The sequence below is a fragment of the Micromonospora sp. LOL_021 genome (assembly GCF_048060215.1).
Taxonomy (GTDB): Bacteria; Actinomycetota; Actinomycetes; order Mycobacteriales; family Micromonosporaceae; genus Micromonospora_E.
This window is the reverse complement of record NZ_JBHMIN010000023.1, coordinates 19,793-42,022: the sequence shown is the minus strand read 5'-3', so window position 1 is coordinate 42,022 and position 22,230 is coordinate 19,793. Positions and strand designations below refer to the sequence as shown.

Genomic DNA, 22,230 nt, shown 5'->3' with positions numbered 1-22,230 from the left:
GGTCAGGCGCCGACGATCGCGGTGGCGTGCTCGCGTAGCTGACGCAGCCGGTCCAGCTCAGCGTTCAGATCGCGGAGCCGGCTCTCCCGCTCTGCCTTGGTCCGCTGCGCGGCCTCCGACGCGGCGGCCAGCGCCTTGGCGTTCGACCGGGACAACTCCTCGGCCAGCGCGCTGTAGTGGTCGCGGAGCTGGCGCTGAATCCGGCGCAGCGTGTCCCGGGAGTCCTTGGTCATCACGAAGCTGACCTCGTCGCAGTACCGCCGGACGGCGTTCTTCGCCTGGTTCTGGCGGTTGACGCGTTGCCGCTTCTTCTCCTCGCGCAGGCCCTTGCGGCCCATCACCAGCCCGATTCCGATACCGATCGGGCCGAGCGCGATCCCGGTCAACGAACCGAGCATGACGAACATGAGCGCCCCGCCGTAGGCGCTCTTGAGCGCCACCATTGCCTGCTTGCCGAGCTTCATCTTGGCCAACTCGATCTTGTGGTCCACCTGTGCGGTGCCGACCAACGGGACCGGGTCGGGGATCGCGACGTGGCGTAGCACCTCGCCGGCGGCCTCCTGGAAGTGCAGGGCCACGTCGTCGCTCAGGCTCATCGCCCGGTCACGCAGCATCATGTAGTTGGCCAGTAGTTCGTTGGACACCCTGGCCTGCAACCAGCGTTCGGTCTCGTCCCAGGCGTCGGCGGGGTCGATCTCCTCGATCGCGGCGTCGGCCTCCTCGAGGATGCGCCGGAGCCGGCCGCGCAGGTCGTAGTCGACGTCAGCGTTGAGGTCGGAGATCCCGTCGCTCAGCGTCTGCTGCCACTTCGCCGCGGCCGCCTTGAGTGACTCGACCCGCTGCTTGACCGCGTTGAGCTCGGCCACCACCGTGGCGGCGGCCTCCGGGTCGGCGAGCGCAGCGTGCTCCGCCTTGAACTGGTTCTCCATCTGCTCGCAGATGCCGACGACCGACGCGGCGGCCTGTGCGGCGACCCGGGAGGCCGCACCGCCGGCCACCCGCTGCGTCACGAACTTGACCAGATCCGGGAACCCGGACTCGGCATTGAGTTCCTTGTCGTTACCGGCGACGGCCCGCAGCCGCAGCGCGTTGGAGACCGGGATGATCGGCATTTCGACTTCGCGGCGCAGGTGGCCCTCGTCCAGGTCCCGGATCTTCCGCCAGTGTGGATAGAAGTCCGTCTTGGTGATCACGCACACCACCGTCGGGCACACCTCGTGGGCCTGCCGCAGAAAGTCCAGCTCGCTGCGGGTCAACTCCTGGGCGGCGTCGGTGACGAACAGCAGCGCGTCGGCCATCGACGCGGCGGCCAGGCTGGCTGCAGCGTGGACCGAGCCCAGACCGCCGACTCCCGGGGTGTCGACCATGACGAGGCCGTTCGACAGGATGTTGCGCGGCAGCCGGACCTCCACCCCGGCGATCCCGGGTGGGGTGGCGTCGCCGGTGGCCCGTTCCAGCACCACATCCTGCACCTGGTCGATGGGCAGCGGCTCCCGCCGGGCGGGGTCGTCGCTGAACAGCAGCTGCGCCGACGGCTGCGGTCCGTGCCGGATGTAGGTCGGCAGGACGGTGGCCACGTCGTCGTCGACCGGGCAGATCTTCGTCCCGACCAGCGCGTTGACCAGCGAGCTCTTGCCCTGCTTGAACTCGCCGACGACCACGACGTGCACCACCGGGTCGGACAGGGTGTGCCGGATGGTGGCCAGCCGACCACCGAGGTCGGGGCGCTCGTACGCCTCGCAGGCGCGTACCGCGAGATCGACGATCTGTGTCGCCCGTTGCAGCGTGCCGTCAGCGTCAGGGGGTGTCGTTTTCGCGGTCAACGTCGCTCCTCGATCGAGGTTGGTGTCGGCAGGCGGTGATCAGCAGGCGGTGGTCAGCCGGGAAACGTGCGAGCGCCAACATGGCGTGGCAGGCCCCGGCCGGACCTGCCACGCCATGTTGGCGCTCACCGGGCCGGACGCCGTGCTACGTCCGGTCCGCTCTGTGGTTGCCCGGTCACGCCCCGAGGGTCGGGTCCGCAGTGGTGTCCGCCTCGGCGGTGCTGTTGTTGTTGAACGAGTCATCGGTGGTGAACGAGTCCTCCGTGTTGAACGAGTCCTCCTGGTTGAACGAGTCGTCGGTGTTCACCGAGTTGTCGGTCGACTGGTCGTTGAACGAGTCGTTGGTGGACTGGTCGTTGAACGAGTCCTGGTTGCTGACCGAGTCGCCCCCGGAGGCCAGCGACGAGTCCTCGATCCTCGAGTCGGTGGTGTTCTGCTGGCTGCCGCCTCCGAAGTTGATGTTGATCGGCCCCAGTGCGCCGCCGTCGCCGCCGCTGCCCCCGTCGGCGTCGGCGTCGCCACCGACGCCGCCGGCCCCACCGGTGCCGCTGGCGTCGCCGCCGGCCGCCCCGCTGGTGTCGATGTCGAACTGGGCAGCCTGGTTGTTGTCGCCGACCACGGCCTTGTCGACGTCGTCAGCGACGATCCCGGTGTTGTCGCCCAGCACCGTCCGGTCGACGTCTCCATCGGCGATCACGCCGGAGTTGGTGCCGGTGTTGACCACGCCGTCGATGTCGTCGCCTGCGGTGACGGCGTTGTCGCCGGTGTTGCCGACCACGTCGCCGGACTCGGAGTTGCCGAGGAACGCGCCGTCACCGGTCGCACCGAGCACGTCGCCGCCGCCGGTGCCGACCACCGCGCCGTCGTCGGCGATCACCTTGTCGCCGTCGACAAACTCCAGCGACGAGTTGTCGCCGGTGACGCCGAACGCGTCGTCGCCGGCCGCTACCGACCCGCCGGTCGCGGCGACCTGGTCGCCGTCGCCCTGCTGCGCCACCGCCCCGTCGCCGGTGGCCGCGTTGACGTCCCCGTCACCGGTGTTGGCGACGTTGCCGTCCCCGGTCTGGTTGAGGTTCTCGGAGTCGACGTCGATGTCGCCCAGCACCGGACCGTCCACGTCGACGTCCACCGAGTTGTCGATCTCCGTGGAGTTGTCGGTGAAGGTCTGCGAGTTGTCGATGAAGTTCTGGTTGGTGAAGTTCTGCGTCACCTGGGTCACCTGCTGCACGACCTCCGGGGTCGGTACGTTGGCGGCGGCGCCGGCGCCGAAGCCCCCACCGGCGCCGCCGCCCCCTCCAGCGAAGCCGCCGCCCCCACCGGCGCCTCCACCGGCCCCCCCGCCAGCGAAGCCCCCGCCGCTGCCACCGCCACCGGGCCCGCCGCCGGCGAAGCCGCCGCCCCCTCCGGCGCCCCCACCGGACGGGCTTGCGCTGCTGCCGAACGCCGCGTCATTGACGATCTGGTCGACGTCGAGCTCGTTGAGCGTCTCCGCCTCGATCCCGTTGGCGGCGAACGCGCCCTCCGGGTCGGCCAGGAACTTGGCGGTCTCCTCTTCACTGCTGAACACCTTGTCGAACAGCGCCTTGACCTTCTCGACGATCAACGGGGTGACTTCTACCGCGGCCATGATGTCTCCTGAATTCGTGGTTCGTAGGTGTTTAGGTCCGTCCCGATCGGCCGGACAGGTACAAGACTGCGGGTCGACGCCGGCGCCTCGCATCGGGGCTTCCCCCCTGCCAGGTTCGGGGGTGTAGGGGGGTGCCACCAAGCTCAGGTCAGCTAACCGACAAGTCAGGACTCCTCGGGAAGCAGACTTCGCAGCGTAGCGACCATCTCGGCCCGGGTGGTAACCCCCAACTTGCCGCGGATCCGGGCCACGTGGTGCTCGACCGTCTTGGGGGACAGGAAGAGCTGCGTCCCGATCTCGCGGTGGGTTCGGCCGGCCAGCACCAGCCGGGCCACCTCGACCTCCCGGTCCGACAGGCCACCGTGCGAGGCACCCGGCTGCGTCTCGTCCGGCACCGGGTCCATCCGGGACAGTTCCCGGGCCCGTTCCAGCAGCCGGCGGGCGGCCGACGCGTCGGTAGTCCGGACCGCTGCCTGCCCGATCAGTCTGGACGACTCCCAGGGCAGCTCGGCGGCGGCCAGCTCGGCGGCGTCCGCCAGCACCGCGTCCGGGTCGACCTCGCCGGCGAGTACGGCGGCCCACCGGCCGGCGGCCCGGCACTGCGCCTGTTGCCGGAATCCGGCCGGGTCGAGTGAGGCCAGCTCGTCGGCCGCCGCCGCGGCCGCCGTCGGATCCTCGCCCACGACCGCGATCTGCAACCGGATCCAGCCCAGCGACACCGCCCACGCGGTCGGTCGGTCGAGCTGGTCGATGATGCCGGCCAGGTCGGCCAGGACCGGCGCGATCCGCTGGTGGTGGCGCAGCCGGGCGGCGGCGACCAGCAGCTCCTCGACCACTTCCAGCTGGGACAGGTCGACCGCCCGCCGGGCCAGTACCGGCTCGGCGACGGACCACGCGGCCCGAAGCTGGGCGATGTCCCCGCTGCGGCGGGCGATCCCGGCGGTGAGCCCGGCGTACATCAGCCGTTCCCGGCCGGGCAGTGTGGTGCCGGACAGCCGGCGCAGTTCGGCGACGGCCGAGTCGTACCGGCCGGTGCGCATCCGAACCCAGGCCAGCAACGTCCGGTGCCGGTCCAGTGCGACGGGGCCACCGGCCCCGCTGGTCGACGCCCGGTCCAGCAGATGCTCGGCGGTAGCGGAGTCGCCGGCGACCACCGCGACCAGCGCACCGAGAGCGTGCGGTAGATCCGGTACGGCGACTGGGGGCGGTGCCTGTTCGAAACTCTCGGCGGCCTCGATCAGCAACGGCAACGCCGCCGCCGGATCCGTCATCGCCAACGCCGCGTCGGCCAGCCGCCGCACCGGCAGTGGAGCCGATCCGGTCGCCGCCGTCCGGGCAGCCGCCAGCTGACCGGTGACCACCAGCGCCGAAACCGCGAGGACCGGGCCGGGGGCGTCGGCGCCCAGCAACGCCTCCGCCGCTCGGCCGGCGCGGCCGTCGTACGCCGCCGCCGCCCCGGCGACCATGGCGATCCGGCCGGTGTCGGCAGGTGCCGCCGCCGGGCCGTCCAGGTCGACCGGTACCCCCAGCAGGGTGGCCGCCTCGGCCCGTCCGGCGGCCACCGTGGACGGATGGGCGCCGGCGTCCAGCGCGTCGTCGTACCAGGTCAGTGCGCTGCCCGGGTCGGTGAACCGCAACCGGTCGCCGGCCTGCCGGTAGACGTTGGCGGCGGTCGGGGTCCGGGCCCGCGCGGCGCGTAGCTGTCCGGCGGCGCGGACTGGGTCGGCACCGGTGGCCAGCAGCGCCGTGGCCACGGTCTCGTGCAGCCGACGGCGCTCCGACGGGGGCAGGTCGAACAGCACGGCGCGGGCGATCGCCGGGATCATCCGTTCTCCGTCGGGGGTGAGTAACCCCTCGTCGCGCAGCGATCGCATGGTGGCGGCCGCCTCGGCCGGGTCCATGCCGGTCGCGGCGCAGACCACGTCGTCGGCCAGATCCAAACCGAGGGCCAGGATCGCGGCCAGCCCGGCGACGTCACGTCCGGCGGCGGCGAATCGACGCTGTAGCCGGGCGACCAGCGCCGGCGGCGTACCGGACGGGTCGGCGGCGACCGCGACGGCGACGGCGGCCAGTCCGGCGGAGGCGACCTGGAGCGCCGCCAACTGCTCCGATGTGGCCGGTCGGCCGAGGACCTCCTTGGCCAGTTCGGCAAGGTCGGCCGGCGCGAGTGGGCCGAGTTGCTCGACCGGGCCCTGTCCGGAGACCGCCTCGTCCAGATCGGCGAGTTCCGGACCGGTGATCGTGGGACGCCGGGCGATCGCCATCGACGCCCCGCCGCGAGCGGCCACGGTCAGTGACCGTAAGGTAGCCGGTTCCAGGTGGTGTGCGTCGTCGACCAAGACCAGGGCGTCGTCAGCTCGGGCCTGATTGAGGAGAACCTGCAGGTCGTCGGTTGTCGCGGGCGTCACGCGTACGGCCGGTCGGCCGGCGGCCGTGGCGATCTCGCCCAGCCGGCGCGTTCGCCCGGAACCGTCCACACCTACCACGACAGTCACCGGTGCAGCCCCTCCTTGCCCGCGTCAGTGAGGCAGTGTACGGACGGCTCCGCAGGCCGACGCATGGCCTGACCCCGTACGCGTGTACCGTGTACTCTCGGCCCGACCTGGGCGCTGAGTGTGCCGTATCCCGTACGTGCGTTCCGCCGGCCGCCGAACGTGCGCTTGGTCAGCTGTGCTGTGCCTCCCGGCTGGGCTGTTTAGCCGGTCAGCAACTCGTTGATCGACAGGGTCGCCCGGGTGAATCCGCGAGTCGGTCCGATACCGATGGCCGACTCCGACGAGCGAGACAACACGACACATCCCCGGCGGACTAGAAGGTAGCGGTGTGACAAATGTGGAGTCCGAGTTGGTCTGTAGCCATATCCCCAGGCTGCGGTCACCGGCGGTGACCAGATGAGTCTGATCGACCGGACCCGCAGCGTGCTCGGCCACGCCGTCGAGGTCTACCGGGGCACCGCGTACGAGCGGCGGCTCAGCGCCGTCCGCGACCGGCTCGACGAGCCGCTGCGAGTGGCCATCGCCGGTCGGGTCAAAGCGGGCAAGTCCACCTTGCTCAACGCGCTGGTCGGTGATCGGCTGGCCCCGACCGACGCCGGGGAGTGCACCCGGATAGTCACCTGGTACCAGGACGGACATACCTACCGGGTGCTGGCGACGCCCACCCAGGGCGAGCCACGACAGCTCCGGTTCACCCGCGAGGACGGCGCGATCGATGTCGACCTGGGCGATCTGTCCGTCGACGACGTCGCGCAGCTGGACATCACCTGGCCTTCGCAGGCCCTGCGTAACGTGACGCTCATCGATACCCCCGGTATCGGTTCGCTCTCCGAGCAGACTTCCCGGCGCGCCTGGGACCTGCTCGTCCCGGACGAGGAGGAGACTCCGGCCGACGCCGTCGTCTACCTGATGCGCCACCTGCACTCCAACGACGTCGACTTCCTGCGGGCCTTCCACGACGTGGAGGTGTCCCGGCCCAACCCGGTCAACGCCATCGGCATCCTGTCCCGGGCCGACGAGATCGGCGTCGGCCGCCTCGACGCGATGGCGTCCGCCCGGCGGATCGCCGAACGGCTGAGCACCGACGCGAACGTGCGACGGTTGGTGCAGTCGGTCGTCCCGGTTGCCGGTTTGCTCGCCGAGACCGCCGCGACGCTGACCGAAGTGGAGGTCGCGCAACTACGCCGGGTCGCCGAACTCCCGGTGGCCCAGGCCGAACAGCTGCTGCTCTCCGCCGACCGGTTCGTGCAGAACATGCCCGAACTCGGGCTGACCACGATCGAACGGGAAGCACTGCTCGCCCGGCTCGGCATGTTCGGCCTGCGGCTGTCCGTCGCGATGCTGCGACACAACGGCGCGGCGACCGCCACCGAACTTTCCCAGGAGTTGACCGAGCGCAGCGGGCTCACCCAGCTGCGCGAGGTCCTCGGCTCACTGTTTTTCGAGCGTCGAGACGTGCTCAAGTCCCGGTCGGCGCTGCTGGCACTCGCCGACGTCACCCGGCTCTGTGACCGACCCGGCAGTGAACAGGTAGCCGGCGCGGTCGAGGAGATCATCGCATCGGCGCACCCGTTCAACGAGCTGCGCGTGCTGTCCAGCCTGCGGGCCGGCTGGATCACCGGCAAGCCCGCGGTCGTCGCCGAGCTCGAGCAGGTGATCGGCGGCTCCGGCGCGGCGGCGCATCAACGGCTGCGGCTGCCGGCCGACGCGACCACCGCCGAGGTGACCGAGGGCGCGGTCGAAGCGCTGGGCCGTTGGCAGCGGCGCGCCGAAAGCCCGATGACCCCGTATGAGCTGGCGGTGGCCGCCCGGGTGGCGGTCCGGTCCTGCGAGGGCATCATCGCCGACCAGCGGCGATCCCGGTGACCGGGTGCCTGGCCGGGGTCTGCCGGCCCAGCGGTGCCGCCGGACGTTCGCCTCGTACCACTACCGTTTTCAACATTGATCCGACCCTGTGGTGTGCGGCACACCGCCGGTCGGCTACCCAGACCCGGCCATACCTGTCTCCACAAACTTCATCGGAGCAACCCTGATGTACGCACTCGGCATTGACCTCGGCACAACGTTCACGGCGGCAGCGATCTGGCGGGAAGGCCGGGTGGAGACCGTCTCACTCGGCGGCCGGAGCTCCGCGATCCCATCCGTGGTGCTGCTGCGGCAGGACGAAACGTTCCTCACCGGCGAGGCGGCGCACCGTCGTGGGCTCTCCGAGCCGCAGCGGGTGGCCCGCGAGTTCAAGCGGCGGCTCGGCGACACCACCCCGATCCTGCTCGGCGGCGTACCGCAGTCGGCCGAAGCGTTGATGTCCCGGCTGCTACGGTCGGTGGTGGAGGAGGTGGCCCGCCGAGAGGGTAGCTTCCCTGCGGCGATCTGCGTCTCGCACCCGGCCAACTGGGGGCCGTACAAGCTCGACCTGCTCCGCCAAGCGGTGCGGATGGCCAACCTCGATGTGCCGGTGACCTACACCACCGAGCCCGCCGCCGCAGCGATCAACTACGCCGAGCAGCAGCGGATCGAGCCGGGCTCCATCGTCGCCGTCTACGACCTGGGTGGTGGCACCTTCGACGCGGCGATGCTGCGCAAGACCCCTACTGGCTTCGAGATCATCGGGCAGCCGGAGGGCATCGAGCGCCTCGGCGGCATCGACTTCGACGCAGCGGTGTTCAACCATGTGCGGGCAACGCTCGGCGGAAAACTCGAAGAGCTCGACGAGGAGGATCCGGCGGCGATCGCCGCCGTCGCCCGGCTGCGCGACGAGTGCATCCAGGCCAAGGAGGCGCTGTCGTCGGACACCGACACCTCGATCCCAGTGCTGCTGCCCAACATCTCCACCGAGATCCGGCTCACCCGAGCCGAGCTCGAGGCGATGGTCCGCCCGGTACTGCACGGCTCGATCGAGGCGCTGCACCGGGCCGTACGGTCCGCCGGCTGCTCGCCGGAGCAGGTGCACTCGGTGCTGCTGGTCGGTGGCTCGTCGCGGATGCCGATCGTCTCCCAGCTGGTCGGCTCCGAGTTGGGCCGGCCGGTGGCGGTCGACGCGCACCCCAAGTACTCGGTCTCGCTCGGCGCCGCCTGGCTGGCCGCCGCGGAGCTGACCGGCCAGACGATGCCGGCCGGGCCCGCCCCGACCCCGACCCCGGCTCCGCCGGCTGCGGCGACCGGCACCTACCGGGTGCCGCCGACCGCGCCGGTCCCGCCGACCGCGCAGACCGCGCCGGTCTCCGCGGCGGGCTACCGCACGTCGTCGCCGCCGGCTGGCGTCACTGGCGTCGCTTCCGTCGGACGCGGCAGTCCGGACGCCGGCAGCGGCTATCCGTCCCGTACCGAGACGTTCGCTTCGGCGAACTCCATCGGCACTGAAGACTCCCCGGGGCGCCGCGGTGGGGAGAAGTCGTCGGCGAAGCGGGGCCGAGGGCCGCTGATCGTGGCCGCCGCCGTGTTGGTGGTGCTGCTCACCGGCGGCGGGGTCACCTACGCGCTGACCAGCGGACAGGGCGACGACGGCCGGGAGGTCGCCAGCGGCTTGGACACGCCCGGCCCGGACCAGGACGACGGAGCGGAACAGCCGCAGGCTCAGCAGCCGGAGCAGACCGGGGAGCCGGAGCCGGAAACCCCGGACATTCCGGCCGACGAACAGTGCACTGACGAGATCAAGAGCAACTGGACCTGGGTCTGCCTCACCTCGGCCCGGGTCGCTGGCGGCAAACTGACCGTGGAGTACGAGGCCGAGTTCGGCGGGAACCAGCCGTCCACCAACGGCGGATGGCACCTGCACATCTACGGCAGCGACGGCACCAACCCGCCGGACCACGTGATGGGCAGCCACGTCCCCGACGGCCAGCGGGGATCCTGGTACGTCGAGGACCAGAACCCGTCGGTGGTCTGGACGAACGACCGGGCGTTCATCAACGCGATCGGCGACCAGCCGAAGGTGTGTGCCCGGATCGCGAACTCGGCCCACGAACTGGCGCAGCACGACAACGGCAGCTACACCACCGGCAACTGCGTCAAGATTCGCTGGGAGTGACCCGGTAGCCGACCCGGACCGCGCAAGTGTTCCTGTGTGGAGATGCTGTTAGGCACGGGAACACTCGCCGGGTGGCTGTTGGATGCCGGCGGGTCTGCCGGTGACCTGGGACCGGGTGCCGGTCAGTCCGACCGGGTCGTGACGCTTGGCCGAGGGCGGTCGCCGTACAGCCGCCCCTCGGTCGCCTTCACCGACGCGACCAGGACGAACGACAGCGTCACCAGCAGCGACCAGGAGCCGAACTTGCCGGCGTGCACGAACGTCCAGACGTGCTGCTGGTCCGGGTAGGTCCAGGCGCCGAGGAACGTGGCGATGTTCTCGGCGACCCACAGGAAGAAGCCGATCAGCACGAACGCCAGAGCCAGTGGCATCCGTAGCCGGGCGCCGCCGACGGTGTAGTGCACCCAGGTCCGGCGGAGCGCGATCAGCAGCAGCACCGCGATCACCCAGCGGGCGTCGGGCAGGACGTGGTGGGTGAAGAAGTTGACGTAGACCGCGAGGGCGAGCCCGGTCACCGCCATCGCCGGGTAGCGGGTCACCCGCAGGTCGAAGCGGCCAACATCTCATAAGTAGCTGCGCGGTGGTGGCCGGGCAGACCGCGAGGCGGTCGTGATCAGCACGGTGTGCCGGGCGATCGCTGTGTGGAGGCGGGCCTGGTGCTGGTTCAGACCGAGGCTGTCGTGGGTGGCCAGGTGACGGCGCACGAAAGGTGGTGGCGGGCTGTGGCGGTGACAACTAACGCCCACGCGTGCCAGCGGTAGCCCATCGATGCCGCGCCGGCCGAGCGGACCCGCCAGCACGAGCGGACCACCGAGCAGTTCCGAGACGGCCTGCGCGCAGGTCAGCCTGTCACCGGACGGCGTCTGGATCTCACTGTCGAGGCGACCCCGCAGCACGTACGCCTGTCGGCGAAATTCGAGGAACTCCCATGGTGCGTTGAGCACCACGACCGGCGGGTAGTCGGGTACCCGATCAGGCCCGCCCGGTCCACACCACCGCCGTCGTGCCAGCCATGACCCTGCGCCTACTCCCGCGCTACCATCCGCCGCGCCGGATAGCCGCAGGGTCATCGCCGGGGCTGGCTGCAGCGTGGTGGGATAAGTGGCGAATTGGGATGTAAGCCGAGATTACCGCGATGGGTCGTCTAGGTCTGACGAGTGGCATAACAGCGATTGAGATAAATGTGAATGATAAACAATAAGTTAGCCGTGGCGAGGTGGGCATATCGGTGTTAGCATAATTTAATCGCGAGACTTGTGATCACGGCCCGCGGCATTCCAAAGTAGCTACTGGCCATCAAGGGGGTGTGTAATGGCAAAGTGGGTTAAGCCTGAAATCCGTCCGACGGACTTCGCCGCCGCAATGGCGCTGCCGGGCGCGTGCGCCTGTGGTTGCAGCGGTGGTGCTGGCGCCGGCGCGGGATCCGGACGCTAAGGCCGGCTGGCATGACTTGTCGGGGAACCAGTTGCCCCGAGTGATGACGAGTGCTGTCAAAGATGCGGTCGGGTGGTTGCCGCTGGTTTCGGAACCGCCCGACCGCTTCCACTCCCAGGTGGTGGTGATCATGCTTGTCGGGTCCCTGTCGTCAGACTCAGTTCCGGCGGATCTTGTCTACTTCCGCGACGGCGGACGCAACCTAGTAGTCAATCCTGAGATCGGTGCCTGGCAGATATTGGACGGATGTGAGATCGACGTACTGCGGCGGTTAGCAAACGGTCATTCGTTTGGTGGAGATGAGCGTGATCGAATAGAACGCATCCTTGCCAGATTGGTGATGACGCGGCTGATCTATCTACCCGGCCGGCGACCGGAGCTACGTCAGGTCGATGCGCCGCTGAAGCTTGTCTACTATGCGATCACCGACGGCTGCAATCTGCGCTGCCCCTACTGCTACGCCTCGTCAGAGAAGCGGCTGCCGGGTGAACTGGATACTCGGGAATCGCTCGACTTGATTGAACAGTCGGCGGACATGGGTGCCCAAACAATTATCTTCACCGGTGGCGAGCCGATGTTGCGTCGTGACCTCTTCGAGGTTGCCCGCCGGGTCCGGGAACTTGGAATGCAGGCGAACATCATCACCAATGCGACCCTCATCCGTAAGCCGGAGACCGCCCGGCGGATCGCGGATACATTTGCTGGAGTGACCGTCAGTATCGACGGTGGCACGGCGAAGACCCATGAGCGGACTCGAGGCGCGGGTACCTTCGTCAAGACCGTTGACGCCCTGCGGATGCTAAACACTTTCGGCGTCCGTCCGATGATCAACCACGTGGTGTCCGAGGACAACGTCGGTGAGCTTGCCGACCTGTCGGTCCTCTTTGCGGACATCGACGTCGCTCACGTCCGCCTGATGCACCACAGCAGTCTCGGTCGGGGCGCGGCCGACGACTCGTCGTTCGGCTGGTCGGGCTACCAGACCGCCCATCGGTTCGTCTGGACCGATCCGCGGGCACAAAACCTGCTGCCGGATGGTCCGCTCGGCCAGCGATCGTGCGACACGAAGATCAACTGCGGAATCGGCGGCAACGAAATCTACGTCAACTCGCTCGGTGACGTGTATCCGTGCAAGCTCGTCACCGAACGCCACCACAAGGTCGGCAACATCCGCAGTACCGGGCTGCGGGAGCTGTTCGGGTCGCCGATGCTTACCGATCTGCGGACGAGCGCGGTATTCGCCGGTGACAATCTCGCCGACTGCCGACGCTGCTATATCCGTGGGGCGTGCGCGGGCGGCTGCCGGGCCTACCACATGGCCGCGACCGGTGATCTGAAGCGGAACTCCCGGGCACTGTGCCGGGTGCTACGGCATCAGATGATTACCTCGATGTGGGTTGCGGCCGGAGCTGGTCGCGACACCGTGCTGAGCAACGAGGACGAGGCGTTCAAGCCACTGATGGTCGCGACCGGGGGCGTACACCCGGTGTACGAGGACTGGAAGAAGGAAGCCGCCCTGCTCGCCTCGTCCGCCAGCACCTCGCCCGAGCAGCCCCCCGCGTACCGGCGGCAACTGCCGGTCACCGCTGTCCGGAGGACGTAATGGGGTGGATAATCAGTCCCAGCATCGTCTGGGTCGATTCGCCGGACGAGATCCAGCTCTACGACACCGCAGCCGGGGAGTTCCAGACCCTCAACGCCACTGCGGCGGCCATCTGGCGACAGTTGGTCAAGACCAGCGACGAGGACGCCATCGTGGCCGGTCTGACCACGGAATTCGGAGCAGAGGATGACAACCAACGCAGCCTCATCGCCGATGACACTAACCGGTTCATCGAGCAGCTCGCAGCCCAAGGCATCATCCGCGCCGAGCCTTCCAAACCGGACAAATCCGCCGCCGACATCTGACCCGGGTGGAAGCATCCCGATCGAACTCATAATGCAGGGACTACGGAAGTTCGGCAGCGTCACGGTGCCGGTCACCGGCCGGAGCATGCAACCCACTCTCGAGTCGGGCGAGCGAGTGCAAATTCGCCCTGTCCCGGAGGCTGGGCTGCGTCCCGGCGACGTTGTGGCGGTCCGTTACCGCGACCAACTGGTGCTGCACCGCCTACACGCGCTTCTCGATGGCTGGGTGACGACGGCGGGCGACAGCCGCGACCTGTTCGACCCGCCGATGCCGGTGACGGATGTCGTCGGCATCGTCCACGGGATCGCAGCCCGCCCCGCGCCCCGGCGGTGGCCGTCCGGTAATCCGGCTGAGCTGGTAGTCGAGGCAGCAGACACACCGGTGACGGTATGGGTAATCACCGATGACCCGTCCACCGTGTCGCAACCGGACCTGCCGGCCGGGTGGCGGATGCGAGTCCGGCCGGCGTATGGCATCGGAGTGGACGCCGAGATCCTGGCCGAGCTACGGGCAGAGCTCGCAGAGCGGCCATGCATCGGAATCACCGAGCACGCCGTGCACGCCGTCGACGAGGTTGTCGACGGGCCGCTGCCGCACGGCACGCAGATCGTCGCCGGTGGTTCGTTCGGTCAGCTCGACGTGGACCTCCCTGGGTACCTTCTTCCGCCGGAACTGGCCGAGGTGCGGGTGCGTAGTGGACCGCCCCGGATTCGCGTCCCACCGCTGACCGCGCTGACCGCAGTGATCCGTGCCTCGTGCCGGGCGTCGATCCGGACCGCCAGTGGAGGCGACGAATGACTACGACTGTCGTCGCCGCTGGACTGACGAAGAAGTACAAGACCATGTCCCGTCCGGCGCTTTCCGATGTCACGTTTACCCTCGACCAGGGGGAGGTGGTCGGTCTGCTCGGCCCGAACGGGGCTGGCAAGACGACCCTCGTGAAACTCTTGTGCGGCATCACGTCCCGGTCGGCAGGCGCACTGACAGTGTGCGGTAAAGATCCGATCGCCGACGCAGCAACGGTGAAGCAGGCTATCGCCGCTGTGCACCAGTCGGGACCGATGGACAACATGCTGCCTGCGATTGACCAGCTAAAGATCGCGGCAGCGTTCCGGGGGCTGCGTTGGCGTGACGTGCGGCATCGCGTTGACGAGATGTTGTCCATGTTCGAGCTGCAGGAGATCGCCGGGCAATTGGCGTTCACCCTGTCTGGCGGACAACGGCGGCGGCTGCAACTCGTCCGAGCATTACTTACTGTCCCGAGTCTGCTGATTCTCGACGAGCCCTCCGCCGGGCTGGACGTCCAGGGACGGCGGCAGATGTGGGAGCTTATCGCAAAGCTGAACGTCCAACACGGAACCACGATCATCTGGACCAGCCACTACATCGAGGAGATCGAACGCAATTGCTCCCGGGTGTTGATCATCGATCGAGGGCGATTGTTTGGTGACGACGCGCCCGCGACGTTGGTCGCCACGTACGGCAGGCAGTCAATCCTGGTGCGGCTGCCGGACGTGGAGGACCGCAGCCGCCTCCAGGCACTGCTTCCGGCCGGAAGCGTCACCGCCGCCGACGAGACCGCCTTCACCCTCGATGCCGCCGGGGCCGACAGGCATCTGTCCGGCGTGATTGATCTCGTTCGGGGTGCGGCGGTACGTGGAGCCACGATCGAGTTCCGTACACCGTCACTCGAAGATGCCTACATCGCCCTGGTCGACCAGGGCAGGGAAGGTGCGCAGGCGTGAACGCCACGACATCGTCGACCAGATCGGCTCTGGTCGTGTCCACTCGACCAGGGCAGTCCCAAGTCGCGCCGTCCGCCCGGCGGGCCGGCCTGACGGGGGTGCGTGGGCGCAGCGGTCTTCGGGCGATCATCTACCGCGAGATCCTGCTGTTGACCCGCAACCGCACCAACCTGCTGCTTGCGGTGCTGCCGACGGCCATCTACCTGCTGCTGTTTGCCACGTCGCTGACGAATCTAGTCGGCAGCGTCACGTACCAGGAGATCAGCGTCGGGTACGCCGAGTTCGCCATTCCCGCGATCATGCTGTCGTCGATGCTCGCCGCGACAACGACCACCGGAACCTCCCTGTTTCAGGAGGAGATGGGCGGCATGGCAATCGAGTTGTGGTCCTATCCGATGAGTCGGGCGGGCTACATAGCGGGGAAGATCCTTGCCACCACTGGACTGGTGGTCGCACAGAGCCTCGCTGCGCTGCTCGTCGGTGTGCTCTTGTTTGACCTGGGCTGGCCGTTGACCAGTTGGGCTGCATTAGGGGCGGGTACGGTCGTTGTGTCGCTAACGTTCAACGGTCTCTATCTGTTGTTCGCTTCACTCGTGCGGGACTTCCAGCGGTTCATGGTTCTGATCAACGTACTCGGGCCGTTCCTGCTCTTCTCCAGCCCGTCGTTTTACCCGCTGGAGCAGATGCCGGATGTGCTCCGGTGGCTGTCGGTGGTGAACCCGGTTACCTATGGCATTTCGTGCCTGCGCGGCGGCGCGCTGTTTGGCTGGCAGTCGATGTGGCCAACCGCGCTCGGCATGCTGGCCGCCGCCGCCGTTCTTTTCGCGGTGATCTCGGTTGTGCTGACCCGCCGCGTGCGCGAACTGTAAGCGGGGTCGGCCTCGGCGACCCGGGGCAGCCCCGGGTCGGTGTCGCGGTCGTCGACGCCGACCGAACCCAGCTGCATGAACCGCCGGAGCGCGTGTTCGACGGTCGCCCCGGTGTGCGCGGCGACGTCCCGCCTCCGTAGCACCGGCCGGACCGGGCGTCGGTGATCCGACTCGATCAGCGCGGTTACCTGACTGCGACCCTGTCCCACAGCGACTCCATACCTTCGAGCGTGACCTTTGAGCGTGGTCTGCCCCACACGGCCGGGCCTACCTTATCGTTGCCGTCGGTGATCATCGAATGGGTGCACCGGCCGGCCGGGTGGGCGGCCGGGACTGGTGCCCACCGGCCGTTCCGGCGAGTCCGCCGCTGCTACATCTTGACTCGTCGTGGACACTCTCCGTAATTGCATTGGTCGACCGGTGGACTTCGACGGTGGTTCACATCCGGTAGCGTCGTACCGGTCCGGTGGTCGTCCGATGCGGAGGGTTCAGGCATGAGCTCGGTCGAAGAGGTCAAGGCGGGAGTCGCCCGGTTCGGTGACGAGCTCGGCCAGCAGGTGGGGGCGATCCGGGCGAGTGCGGAGGCGCTGAGCACCAGCGGGGCCGCGCTGCGGGCGATCACCAGCGGGTCCAGCCACTCGCAGGTGGCCGAGACAATCGCCAAGGTCGAGCAGGCCAAGCAGAAGCTGGCCGAAGCGGCCGCCCTCGCGCAGAGCGCGATCGAGTCGAGCCGCGGGTACGCGTCGAGCTTCTGACCAGCGGTCGACCGGCTGTCCCGGTTGGTGGTGTGTCTAGGGTTGGCGGCATGGCTGACGATCCGCTTGCCTTGGACGACCTGCTCACGATCGCGACACAGGCCACCGCACGCGGTGCCGAGCTGATCCGTACCCGTGAGCCCGGACACCTGGCTGGCAAGGGCGACCGGGACTACGCCTCCGAGGTGGATCTCGCTGTCGAACGGGAACTGCGCGCCTTCCTGGCCGACGCCACCCCGCACGTCGGGTTCCTCGGCGAGGAGGAAGGCGTTTCCGGGGTCGGCGACGGGCCCCAGTGGGTGCTGGATCCGGTCGACGGCACGGTCAACTTCGCGCACGGCGTACCGCTGTGCGGGGTGTCGTTGGCCCTGGTCCGGGACCGGCGTCCGGTGGTCGGGGTGATCGAGTTGCCGCTACTGGGCAGCCGGTACACCGCGACCCTCGGCGGCGGCGCGTGGCGCGACGGCCAGCCGATCCGGGTGCGGGGCACGACGCGGCTGCCCGACGCATTGGTCAACCTCGGCGACTTCGCGGTCGGCGACGAAGCTGCGGAGCGTAACGCCGCCCGGCTCGCGCTCACCCAGCGGATGGCCCGGGGCGCGCTGCGGGTGCGGATGCTCGGCTCCGCCGCGATCGACCTGGTCTGGGTGGCCGACGGCCGTACCGATGTGTCGATCGCCCTGTCGAACAAGCCGTGGGACATGGCCGCCGGCACGTTGATCGCCCGCGAGGCGGGCGCCGCCGTCGTCGACATCGACGGTACGCCGCACAGCCTCGACTCGTTCGCGACGATCGCCGCGGCTCCACCGCTGCTCGACGAGGTGCTCGCGCAGGTGCGGGCGGCGGCTGACGACGGCGGGCTCACCTGACGACGACGGGCTCACCGACGGCGGGCTATCCGGTCGACGTTCGGTGGCGGCCGGTGCGGGCTTGCTCACACCCTGGGATCGTCGGGTGCCCGGTCCGACCAGCGCCCGTACACTCGCTGGAAACACAACTTCATACCTCATCCAGAGGGGCAGAGGGACACGGCCCGATGAAGCCCCGGCAACCACCCCCACCCGTCGCGCCGGTCGCAATCGGCCAGCCGGGGCAGGTGCCAATTCCGTCCCCGTCGCACCGCGCGGCGCAGGGAAAGATGAGAGGACAGCCGCCATGACGTCGCTGATCGACGCGAGCACCACCAGCCCTGACTCCGCCCCGGTGAGCACCACCAGCCCGGCCCGTGTCCTGGTCTGTCGCGGCTGTGGTGCCGAGTACCCGCTCGCCGCGCAGCACGCCTGCTACGAGTGTTTCGGGCCGCTGGAGGTCGGCTACGACCCGGCGGCCCTCGCCCGCGTCACCCGGGCCGACATCGAGGCGGGCCCGGCCAACATCTGGCGGTACGCCCCGCTGCTGCCCGCCGGCCAGGACCCGGCCACCCGGGTCAGCCTGGATCCCGGCTTCACCCCGCTCGTCCCGGCCGCCGCGCTCGCCGCCGAGCTCGGCATCCGGGCGCCGCTGTGGGTCAAGGACGACAGCGCCAACCCGACCCACTCGTTCAAGGACCGGGTCGTCTCGGTTGCGCTCACCGCCGCCCGTACGCTCGGTTTCTCCCGGTTTGCCTGTGCCTCCACCGGTAACCTGGCCAACTCGGTCGCCGCGCACGCCGCCCGCGCCGGCGTACCGTCGATCGTCTTCATCCCCGGCGACCTGGAGCCCGGCAAGATCGTCACGACCGCGGTGTACGGCGGTGAGCTGGTCGCGATCGAGGGCTCATACGACGACGTGAACCGGCTGTGCAGCGAACTGGTGGAGACCGACGAGTTCGAGGACACCGCGTTCGTCAACGTCAACGTGCGGCCGTACTACGCGGAGGGGTCCAAGACGCTCGGCTACGAGGTGGCCGAGCAGCTCGGCTGGCGGATCCCCGAGCAGGTGGTGATCCCGATGGCCAGCGGTGAGCTGCTCACCAAGGTGGACAAGGCGTTCACCGAGCTGGTCGAGATCGGCCTGGTCGACGCGCCGGCGAACGGCTGGCGGGTGTTCGGCGCTCAGTCCGCCGGCTGCAACCCGATCGCGACCGCGCTGCACCGCGACACCGACCAGATCGTCCCGGTGAAGCCGACCGGGATCGCCAAGTCGCTCAACATCGGTGACCCGGCTGCCGGCCTGTACGCGTTGGAGGCGGTGCGGCGCACCGGTGGCTGGATGGACTACGCCGACGACGACGAGATCCGGGCGGGGATCCGGCTGCTGGCCCGGACCACCGGGGTGTTCGCCGAGACGGCCGGCGGGGTGACCACGGCGGTGCTGAAGAAGCTGGTCGACGGCGGACGGCTGGACCCGGCCGCCGAGACGGTCGTCTACAACACCGGCGAAGGTCTGAAGACCATCGACGCGGTCGCCGGGCAGGTCGGCCCTACTCATCGGGTGAAGCCGTCGTTGCGTTCGGTTCGTGAGGCCGGGCTGCTCGGCTGACCTTCTGACCAGCACATCCTCCACTGAATCGGCTGATCGGCGTACGCCGATCAGCCGATGTTCATGTGCGGTCCGTAGTCGGTGTTTTGCCGTAGGTCGAGAAAATACGCCAGTAGGGTCTTGACGACTGCACTTGCACGGCGCAGGATGCTCCATGCGGGAGGACGACTCGCCGTAAGGGCCCCGACAGAGCTTGGCAACAATCTCAACCCCGGGTCCCAACGACCAACAGCGCCGGAGGCGCTGTGCGAGCGTCCTCCCGACCAACGTCCCCCGACCGGTAATTAGGTCGCGCAGGGTGGCCCGGCCCCGTCACGCTCGACGGCATGGACATCACCATCACCCCGCTGGATCCGGCCGACGAGGCCGCCTTCGAGCAGGCGTACCAGATCAGGCGGTCGGCCCCCTTCGTCCCGGACATGCCGCCGACACCCCGGCAGTGGTTCGAGGCCCTGCTGCGGCATCAGCGGCACAGCGTACGGTTCGAGGCCGCGTTGGCCAGTGTGGACGGTGCGCCGGTCGGGTTGGTCGCCATGGAGTTCCCGCTGCTCGACAACCTCGACAACGTCGGCGTGGACATCCAGGTGGCCCCCGGGCACCGGCGGCGCGGCATCGGTCGAGCACTGTACGCGTACGCCGTGCGGCGGGCCCGGGAGACCGGCCGCACCCGGATCATGGGGCACTCGGCGGACACCATGCCCGGCGGCGTCGCCCGCGACCCGGCGCCGACCGCCTTCGCCCTCGCCATGGGGGTCAAATCGGCCCTGGTCGAAGCGCGCCGTCGGCTCGAGATCGACACCGTCGACCAGCCGGCGCTCGACGTGATGCTCGCCGAGGACTGGCGCCGCGCCCCCGGCTACGAGTTGCTGACCTGGGTCGGACCCTGCCCGGAGGAGTACCGCGCCGATCTCGCCTACCTGGACGGGCGGATGGTGACCGACTCGCCAATGGGTGACCTGGAGTGGGAGCCGGAAAAGGTGGACGCCGACCGGATCCACGAAGCGGATCTGGCCCGGGAGGCGGCCGGCACCCGCAGCTACCACACGGTGACCCGGCATCTGGACAGCGGCCGGATCGTCGCCTGGAGCAACATCACCCGGCAGGCCGAACCGGACTGGCACGCCTATCAACAGATCACCATCGTCGCCCCGGATCATCGCGGCCACCGGCTGGGCACCATCGTCAAGATCGAGAACCTGCGGTTCACCTTGCGCCACGAACCGGCGCTGCGGGTGATCGACACCTGGAACGCCGACAGCAACCAGCACATGATCGCGATCAACGAGGCGATCGGCTTCCGGGCGGTCGACATCTGGCAGAACTGGCAGCAGACCATCTGAGGCATGATGACGGCATGACGGAGACCCCGCACCCGCTGTACGTCACGCACGCCGACACCCTGGCCCGCGCGCTGACCGCGATCGCCGAACGCGACTACTGGTCGGCCTACCCCGAGTCGCCGAGCCCGCGGATCTACGGCGAACACGCCGCCGCCGAGGGCGCGGCGGCGTTCCGCGCCTACCTGGGCAAGGATTTCCCGCTCGACCAGCCCACCGCCACCGGCGAACCGTTCGCCACCGACGACAGCCCGTTCGGCATCGAACTCGGCGTCCGGTACCCCCGCGCCGACGCCGACCAGCTGATCGCCGCCGCCCGGGCCGCGCTGCCCGCCTGGCGTGACGCCGGCCCGCGCAGTCGGGCCGGCGTCTGCCTGGAGATCCTCGCCCGGCTGCACGAGCACAGCTTCGAGCTGGCCAACGCGGTGCAGTTCACCACCGGTCAGGCGTTCGTGATGGCGTTCCAGGCAGGCGGGGCGCACGCGCTGGACCGCGCGCTGGAAGCCGTCGCCTACGCGTACTCCGAGATGACCCGCCACCCGCGGACCGCCGGTTGGGAGAAGCCGACCGGTCGGGGCGAGCCGCTGCGGATGATCAAGACGTTCCATGTGGTGCCGCGCGGCGTCGCCCTGGTGATCGGCTGCCACACCTTCCCGACCTGGAACTCCTACCCGGGGCTGTTCGCCTCCCTGGTCACCGGGAACCCGGTGCTGGTCAAGCCGCACCCGGGCGCGGTGCTGCCGCTGGCGATCACCGTCCGCTACGCCCGCGAGGTGCTCAGCGAGGCCGGCTTCGACCCGAACCTGGTGCAGCTCGCGGCCGAGGCGCCGGGCGAGCGCCTGGCGACCGTCCTCGCCGGCCGCCCCGAGGTGCGGATCATCGACTTCACCGGCTCCACCGGGTACGGCGACTGGTTGGAGGCCAACGCCCGGCACGCCACCGTCTACACCGAGAAGGCCGGCGTCAACACGATCGTCGTCGACTCCACGGCGGACTTCGCCGGCATGTGCCGCAACCTTGCCTTTTCTCTCTCACTCTACAGCGGACAAATGTGCACCACCCCGCAGAACATCCTGGTGCCGGCCGGCGGCATCGAAACCGATCAGGGGCGCAAGCGCCCGGACGAGGTGGCCGCTGGCATCGCCGCCGCGATCGGCAAATTGACCGGCGACCCGGCCCGGGCGGTCGAGCTCATCGGCGCGATCGTCGACGACGCGGTCCTCGACCGGCTCGCCGCAGCCGCCAAGCTCGGCGAACCGGTACTGGAGTCGCGGGAGATCAGCCACCCGGCGTACCCGGACGCGGTGGTGCGTACCCCGCTGGTCGTCAAGCTCGACGCGGACGCCGACGACGTCTACGGCCGGGAGTGGTTCGGGCCGGTCACCTTCGTGGTCGCCACCGCGTCCACCGCACACAGCGTCGAGATCTTCCGGCGTACGGTGACAGCCCGCGGTGCGCTGACCGCCGGTGTGTACTCGACCGACCAGCGGGTGCTCGCCGACGTGGAGGCCGCCGCGCTGGACGTCGGTGTGCACCTGTCGGCGAACCTCACCGGCGGCGTGTTCGTCAACCAGTCGGCGGCCTTCTCCGACTTCCACGCCAGCGGTGCCAACGCCGCGGCGAACTCGGCGTTGACCGACGGCGCGTACGTCGCCGGCCGGTTCCGGATCGTCCAGTCCCGCCGGCACGTCTGACCCGGCCCGGCACGGGAGCCGGGTCGGCTCCCGTGCCGGGCAGGTGCCGGGTCGG

General features: G+C 69.3%; 18 protein-coding genes and 1 riboswitch. Of the genes, 13 read left to right on the top strand and 5 right to left on the bottom strand.

The window, feature by feature from the left end:
- Positions 1–2: 2 nt before the first annotated feature.
- The 3 genes from ACFHWT_RS16700 to ACFHWT_RS16690 form a co-directional block, all read right to left on the bottom strand.
- The gene (locus ACFHWT_RS16700) at positions 3–1,823 is read right to left on the bottom strand and encodes a dynamin family protein (RefSeq protein WP_416595576.1); all 1,821 of its coding nucleotides are present in this window, start codon (positions 1,821–1,823) and stop codon (positions 3–5) included.
- Positions 1,824–1,998: 175 nt separating this feature from the next.
- Positions 1,999–3,450: a hypothetical protein gene (locus ACFHWT_RS16695; RefSeq protein ID WP_416595575.1), complete on the bottom strand. Its 1,452-nt coding sequence runs from the start codon at positions 3,448–3,450 to the stop codon at positions 1,999–2,001.
- Positions 3,451–3,614: 164 nt separating this feature from the next.
- On the bottom strand, positions 3,615–5,945 hold the full coding sequence (locus ACFHWT_RS16690) for a LuxR C-terminal-related transcriptional regulator (protein WP_416595574.1): 2,331 nt from the start codon (positions 5,943–5,945) through the stop codon (positions 3,615–3,617).
- A 396-nt stretch (positions 5,946–6,341) separates the two neighbouring features.
- Between ACFHWT_RS16690 and ACFHWT_RS16685 the strand changes: the two genes are divergently transcribed.
- Both ACFHWT_RS16685 and ACFHWT_RS16680 read left to right on the top strand, forming a co-directional pair.
- Positions 6,342–7,811, top strand: coding sequence for a dynamin family protein (locus ACFHWT_RS16685; protein WP_282232442.1), 1,470 nt, complete (start codon positions 6,342–6,344; stop codon positions 7,809–7,811).
- A gap of 166 nt (positions 7,812–7,977) precedes the next feature.
- Complete coding sequence (locus ACFHWT_RS16680) at positions 7,978–9,972, top strand: Hsp70 family protein (protein WP_416595573.1); 1,995 nt, start codon at positions 7,978–7,980, stop codon at positions 9,970–9,972.
- A 122-nt stretch (positions 9,973–10,094) separates the two neighbouring features.
- Here ACFHWT_RS16680 and ACFHWT_RS16675 read toward each other — a convergent pair whose 3' ends face one another.
- Together ACFHWT_RS16675 and ACFHWT_RS16670 are read right to left on the bottom strand one after the other, a co-directional pair.
- Positions 10,095–10,517 (bottom strand): DUF817 family protein, encoded by a 423-nt coding sequence (locus tag ACFHWT_RS16675; RefSeq protein WP_416595618.1) that lies wholly within the window; start codon positions 10,515–10,517, stop codon positions 10,095–10,097.
- A gap of 18 nt (positions 10,518–10,535) precedes the next feature.
- Positions 10,536–10,919, bottom strand: a complete 384-nt coding sequence (locus tag ACFHWT_RS16670; protein WP_416595572.1) for a hypothetical protein — start codon at positions 10,917–10,919, stop codon at positions 10,536–10,538.
- Between the two features lie 364 nt (positions 10,920–11,283).
- On the opposite strand from ACFHWT_RS16670, the gene stsA reads away from it, so the two are divergent.
- The 11 genes from stsA to paaN all read left to right on the top strand — a co-directional run bounded on the left by stsA (position 11,284) and on the right by paaN (position 22,175).
- Positions 11,284–11,406, top strand: coding sequence for a StsA family sactipeptide RiPP (stsA, locus tag ACFHWT_RS16665; RefSeq protein WP_416595571.1), 123 nt, complete (start codon positions 11,284–11,286; stop codon positions 11,404–11,406).
- Positions 11,372–13,009 carry a StsB family radical SAM/SPASM domain sactipeptide maturase gene (stsB, locus tag ACFHWT_RS16660; protein ID WP_416595570.1) on the top strand — a complete coding sequence of 546 codons (1,638 nt, stop codon included), beginning with the start codon at positions 11,372–11,374 and terminating at the stop codon, positions 13,007–13,009. The genes stsA and stsB overlap by 35 nt, the downstream gene beginning before the upstream one ends.
- A complete protein-coding gene (locus ACFHWT_RS16655; RefSeq protein ID WP_416595569.1) occupies positions 13,009–13,314 on the top strand; it encodes a PqqD family protein in 306 nt (101 codons plus the stop codon). Before stsB ends, ACFHWT_RS16655 begins: the two co-directional genes overlap by 1 nt.
- 163 nt (positions 13,315–13,477) lie before the next feature.
- Positions 13,478–14,113, top strand: coding sequence for a hypothetical protein (locus ACFHWT_RS16650; protein ID WP_416595568.1), 636 nt, complete (start codon positions 13,478–13,480; stop codon positions 14,111–14,113).
- Positions 14,110–15,060 carry an ABC transporter ATP-binding protein gene (locus ACFHWT_RS16645; protein ID WP_416595567.1) on the top strand — a complete coding sequence of 317 codons (951 nt, stop codon included), beginning with the start codon at positions 14,110–14,112 and terminating at the stop codon, positions 15,058–15,060. The genes ACFHWT_RS16650 and ACFHWT_RS16645 overlap by 4 nt, the downstream gene beginning before the upstream one ends.
- Positions 15,057–15,929 (top strand): ABC transporter permease, encoded by an 873-nt coding sequence (locus tag ACFHWT_RS16640; protein ID WP_416595566.1) that lies wholly within the window; start codon positions 15,057–15,059, stop codon positions 15,927–15,929. The genes ACFHWT_RS16645 and ACFHWT_RS16640 overlap by 4 nt, the downstream gene beginning before the upstream one ends.
- A gap of 494 nt (positions 15,930–16,423) precedes the next feature.
- Positions 16,424–16,684, top strand: coding sequence for a hypothetical protein (locus tag ACFHWT_RS16635; RefSeq protein ID WP_278171781.1), 261 nt, complete (start codon positions 16,424–16,426; stop codon positions 16,682–16,684).
- A 50-nt stretch (positions 16,685–16,734) separates the two neighbouring features.
- Positions 16,735–17,553, top strand: coding sequence for an inositol monophosphatase family protein (locus ACFHWT_RS16630; RefSeq protein ID WP_416595565.1), 819 nt, complete (start codon positions 16,735–16,737; stop codon positions 17,551–17,553).
- 134 nt (positions 17,554–17,687) lie between these two features.
- Positions 17,688–17,829, top strand: a riboswitch (SAM riboswitch).
- Positions 17,830–17,839: 10 nt separating this feature from the next.
- Positions 17,840–19,144, top strand: a complete 1,305-nt coding sequence (gene thrC, locus ACFHWT_RS16625; RefSeq protein WP_416595564.1) for a threonine synthase — start codon at positions 17,840–17,842, stop codon at positions 19,142–19,144.
- Between the two features lie 326 nt (positions 19,145–19,470).
- Positions 19,471–20,484: a GNAT family N-acetyltransferase gene (locus ACFHWT_RS16620; protein ID WP_416595563.1), complete on the top strand. Its 1,014-nt coding sequence runs from the start codon at positions 19,471–19,473 to the stop codon at positions 20,482–20,484.
- 14 nt (positions 20,485–20,498) lie between these two features.
- Positions 20,499–22,175 carry a phenylacetic acid degradation protein PaaN gene (paaN, locus tag ACFHWT_RS16615; RefSeq protein WP_416595562.1) on the top strand — a complete coding sequence of 559 codons (1,677 nt, stop codon included), beginning with the start codon at positions 20,499–20,501 and terminating at the stop codon, positions 22,173–22,175.
- Positions 22,176–22,230 lie beyond the last annotated feature (55 nt).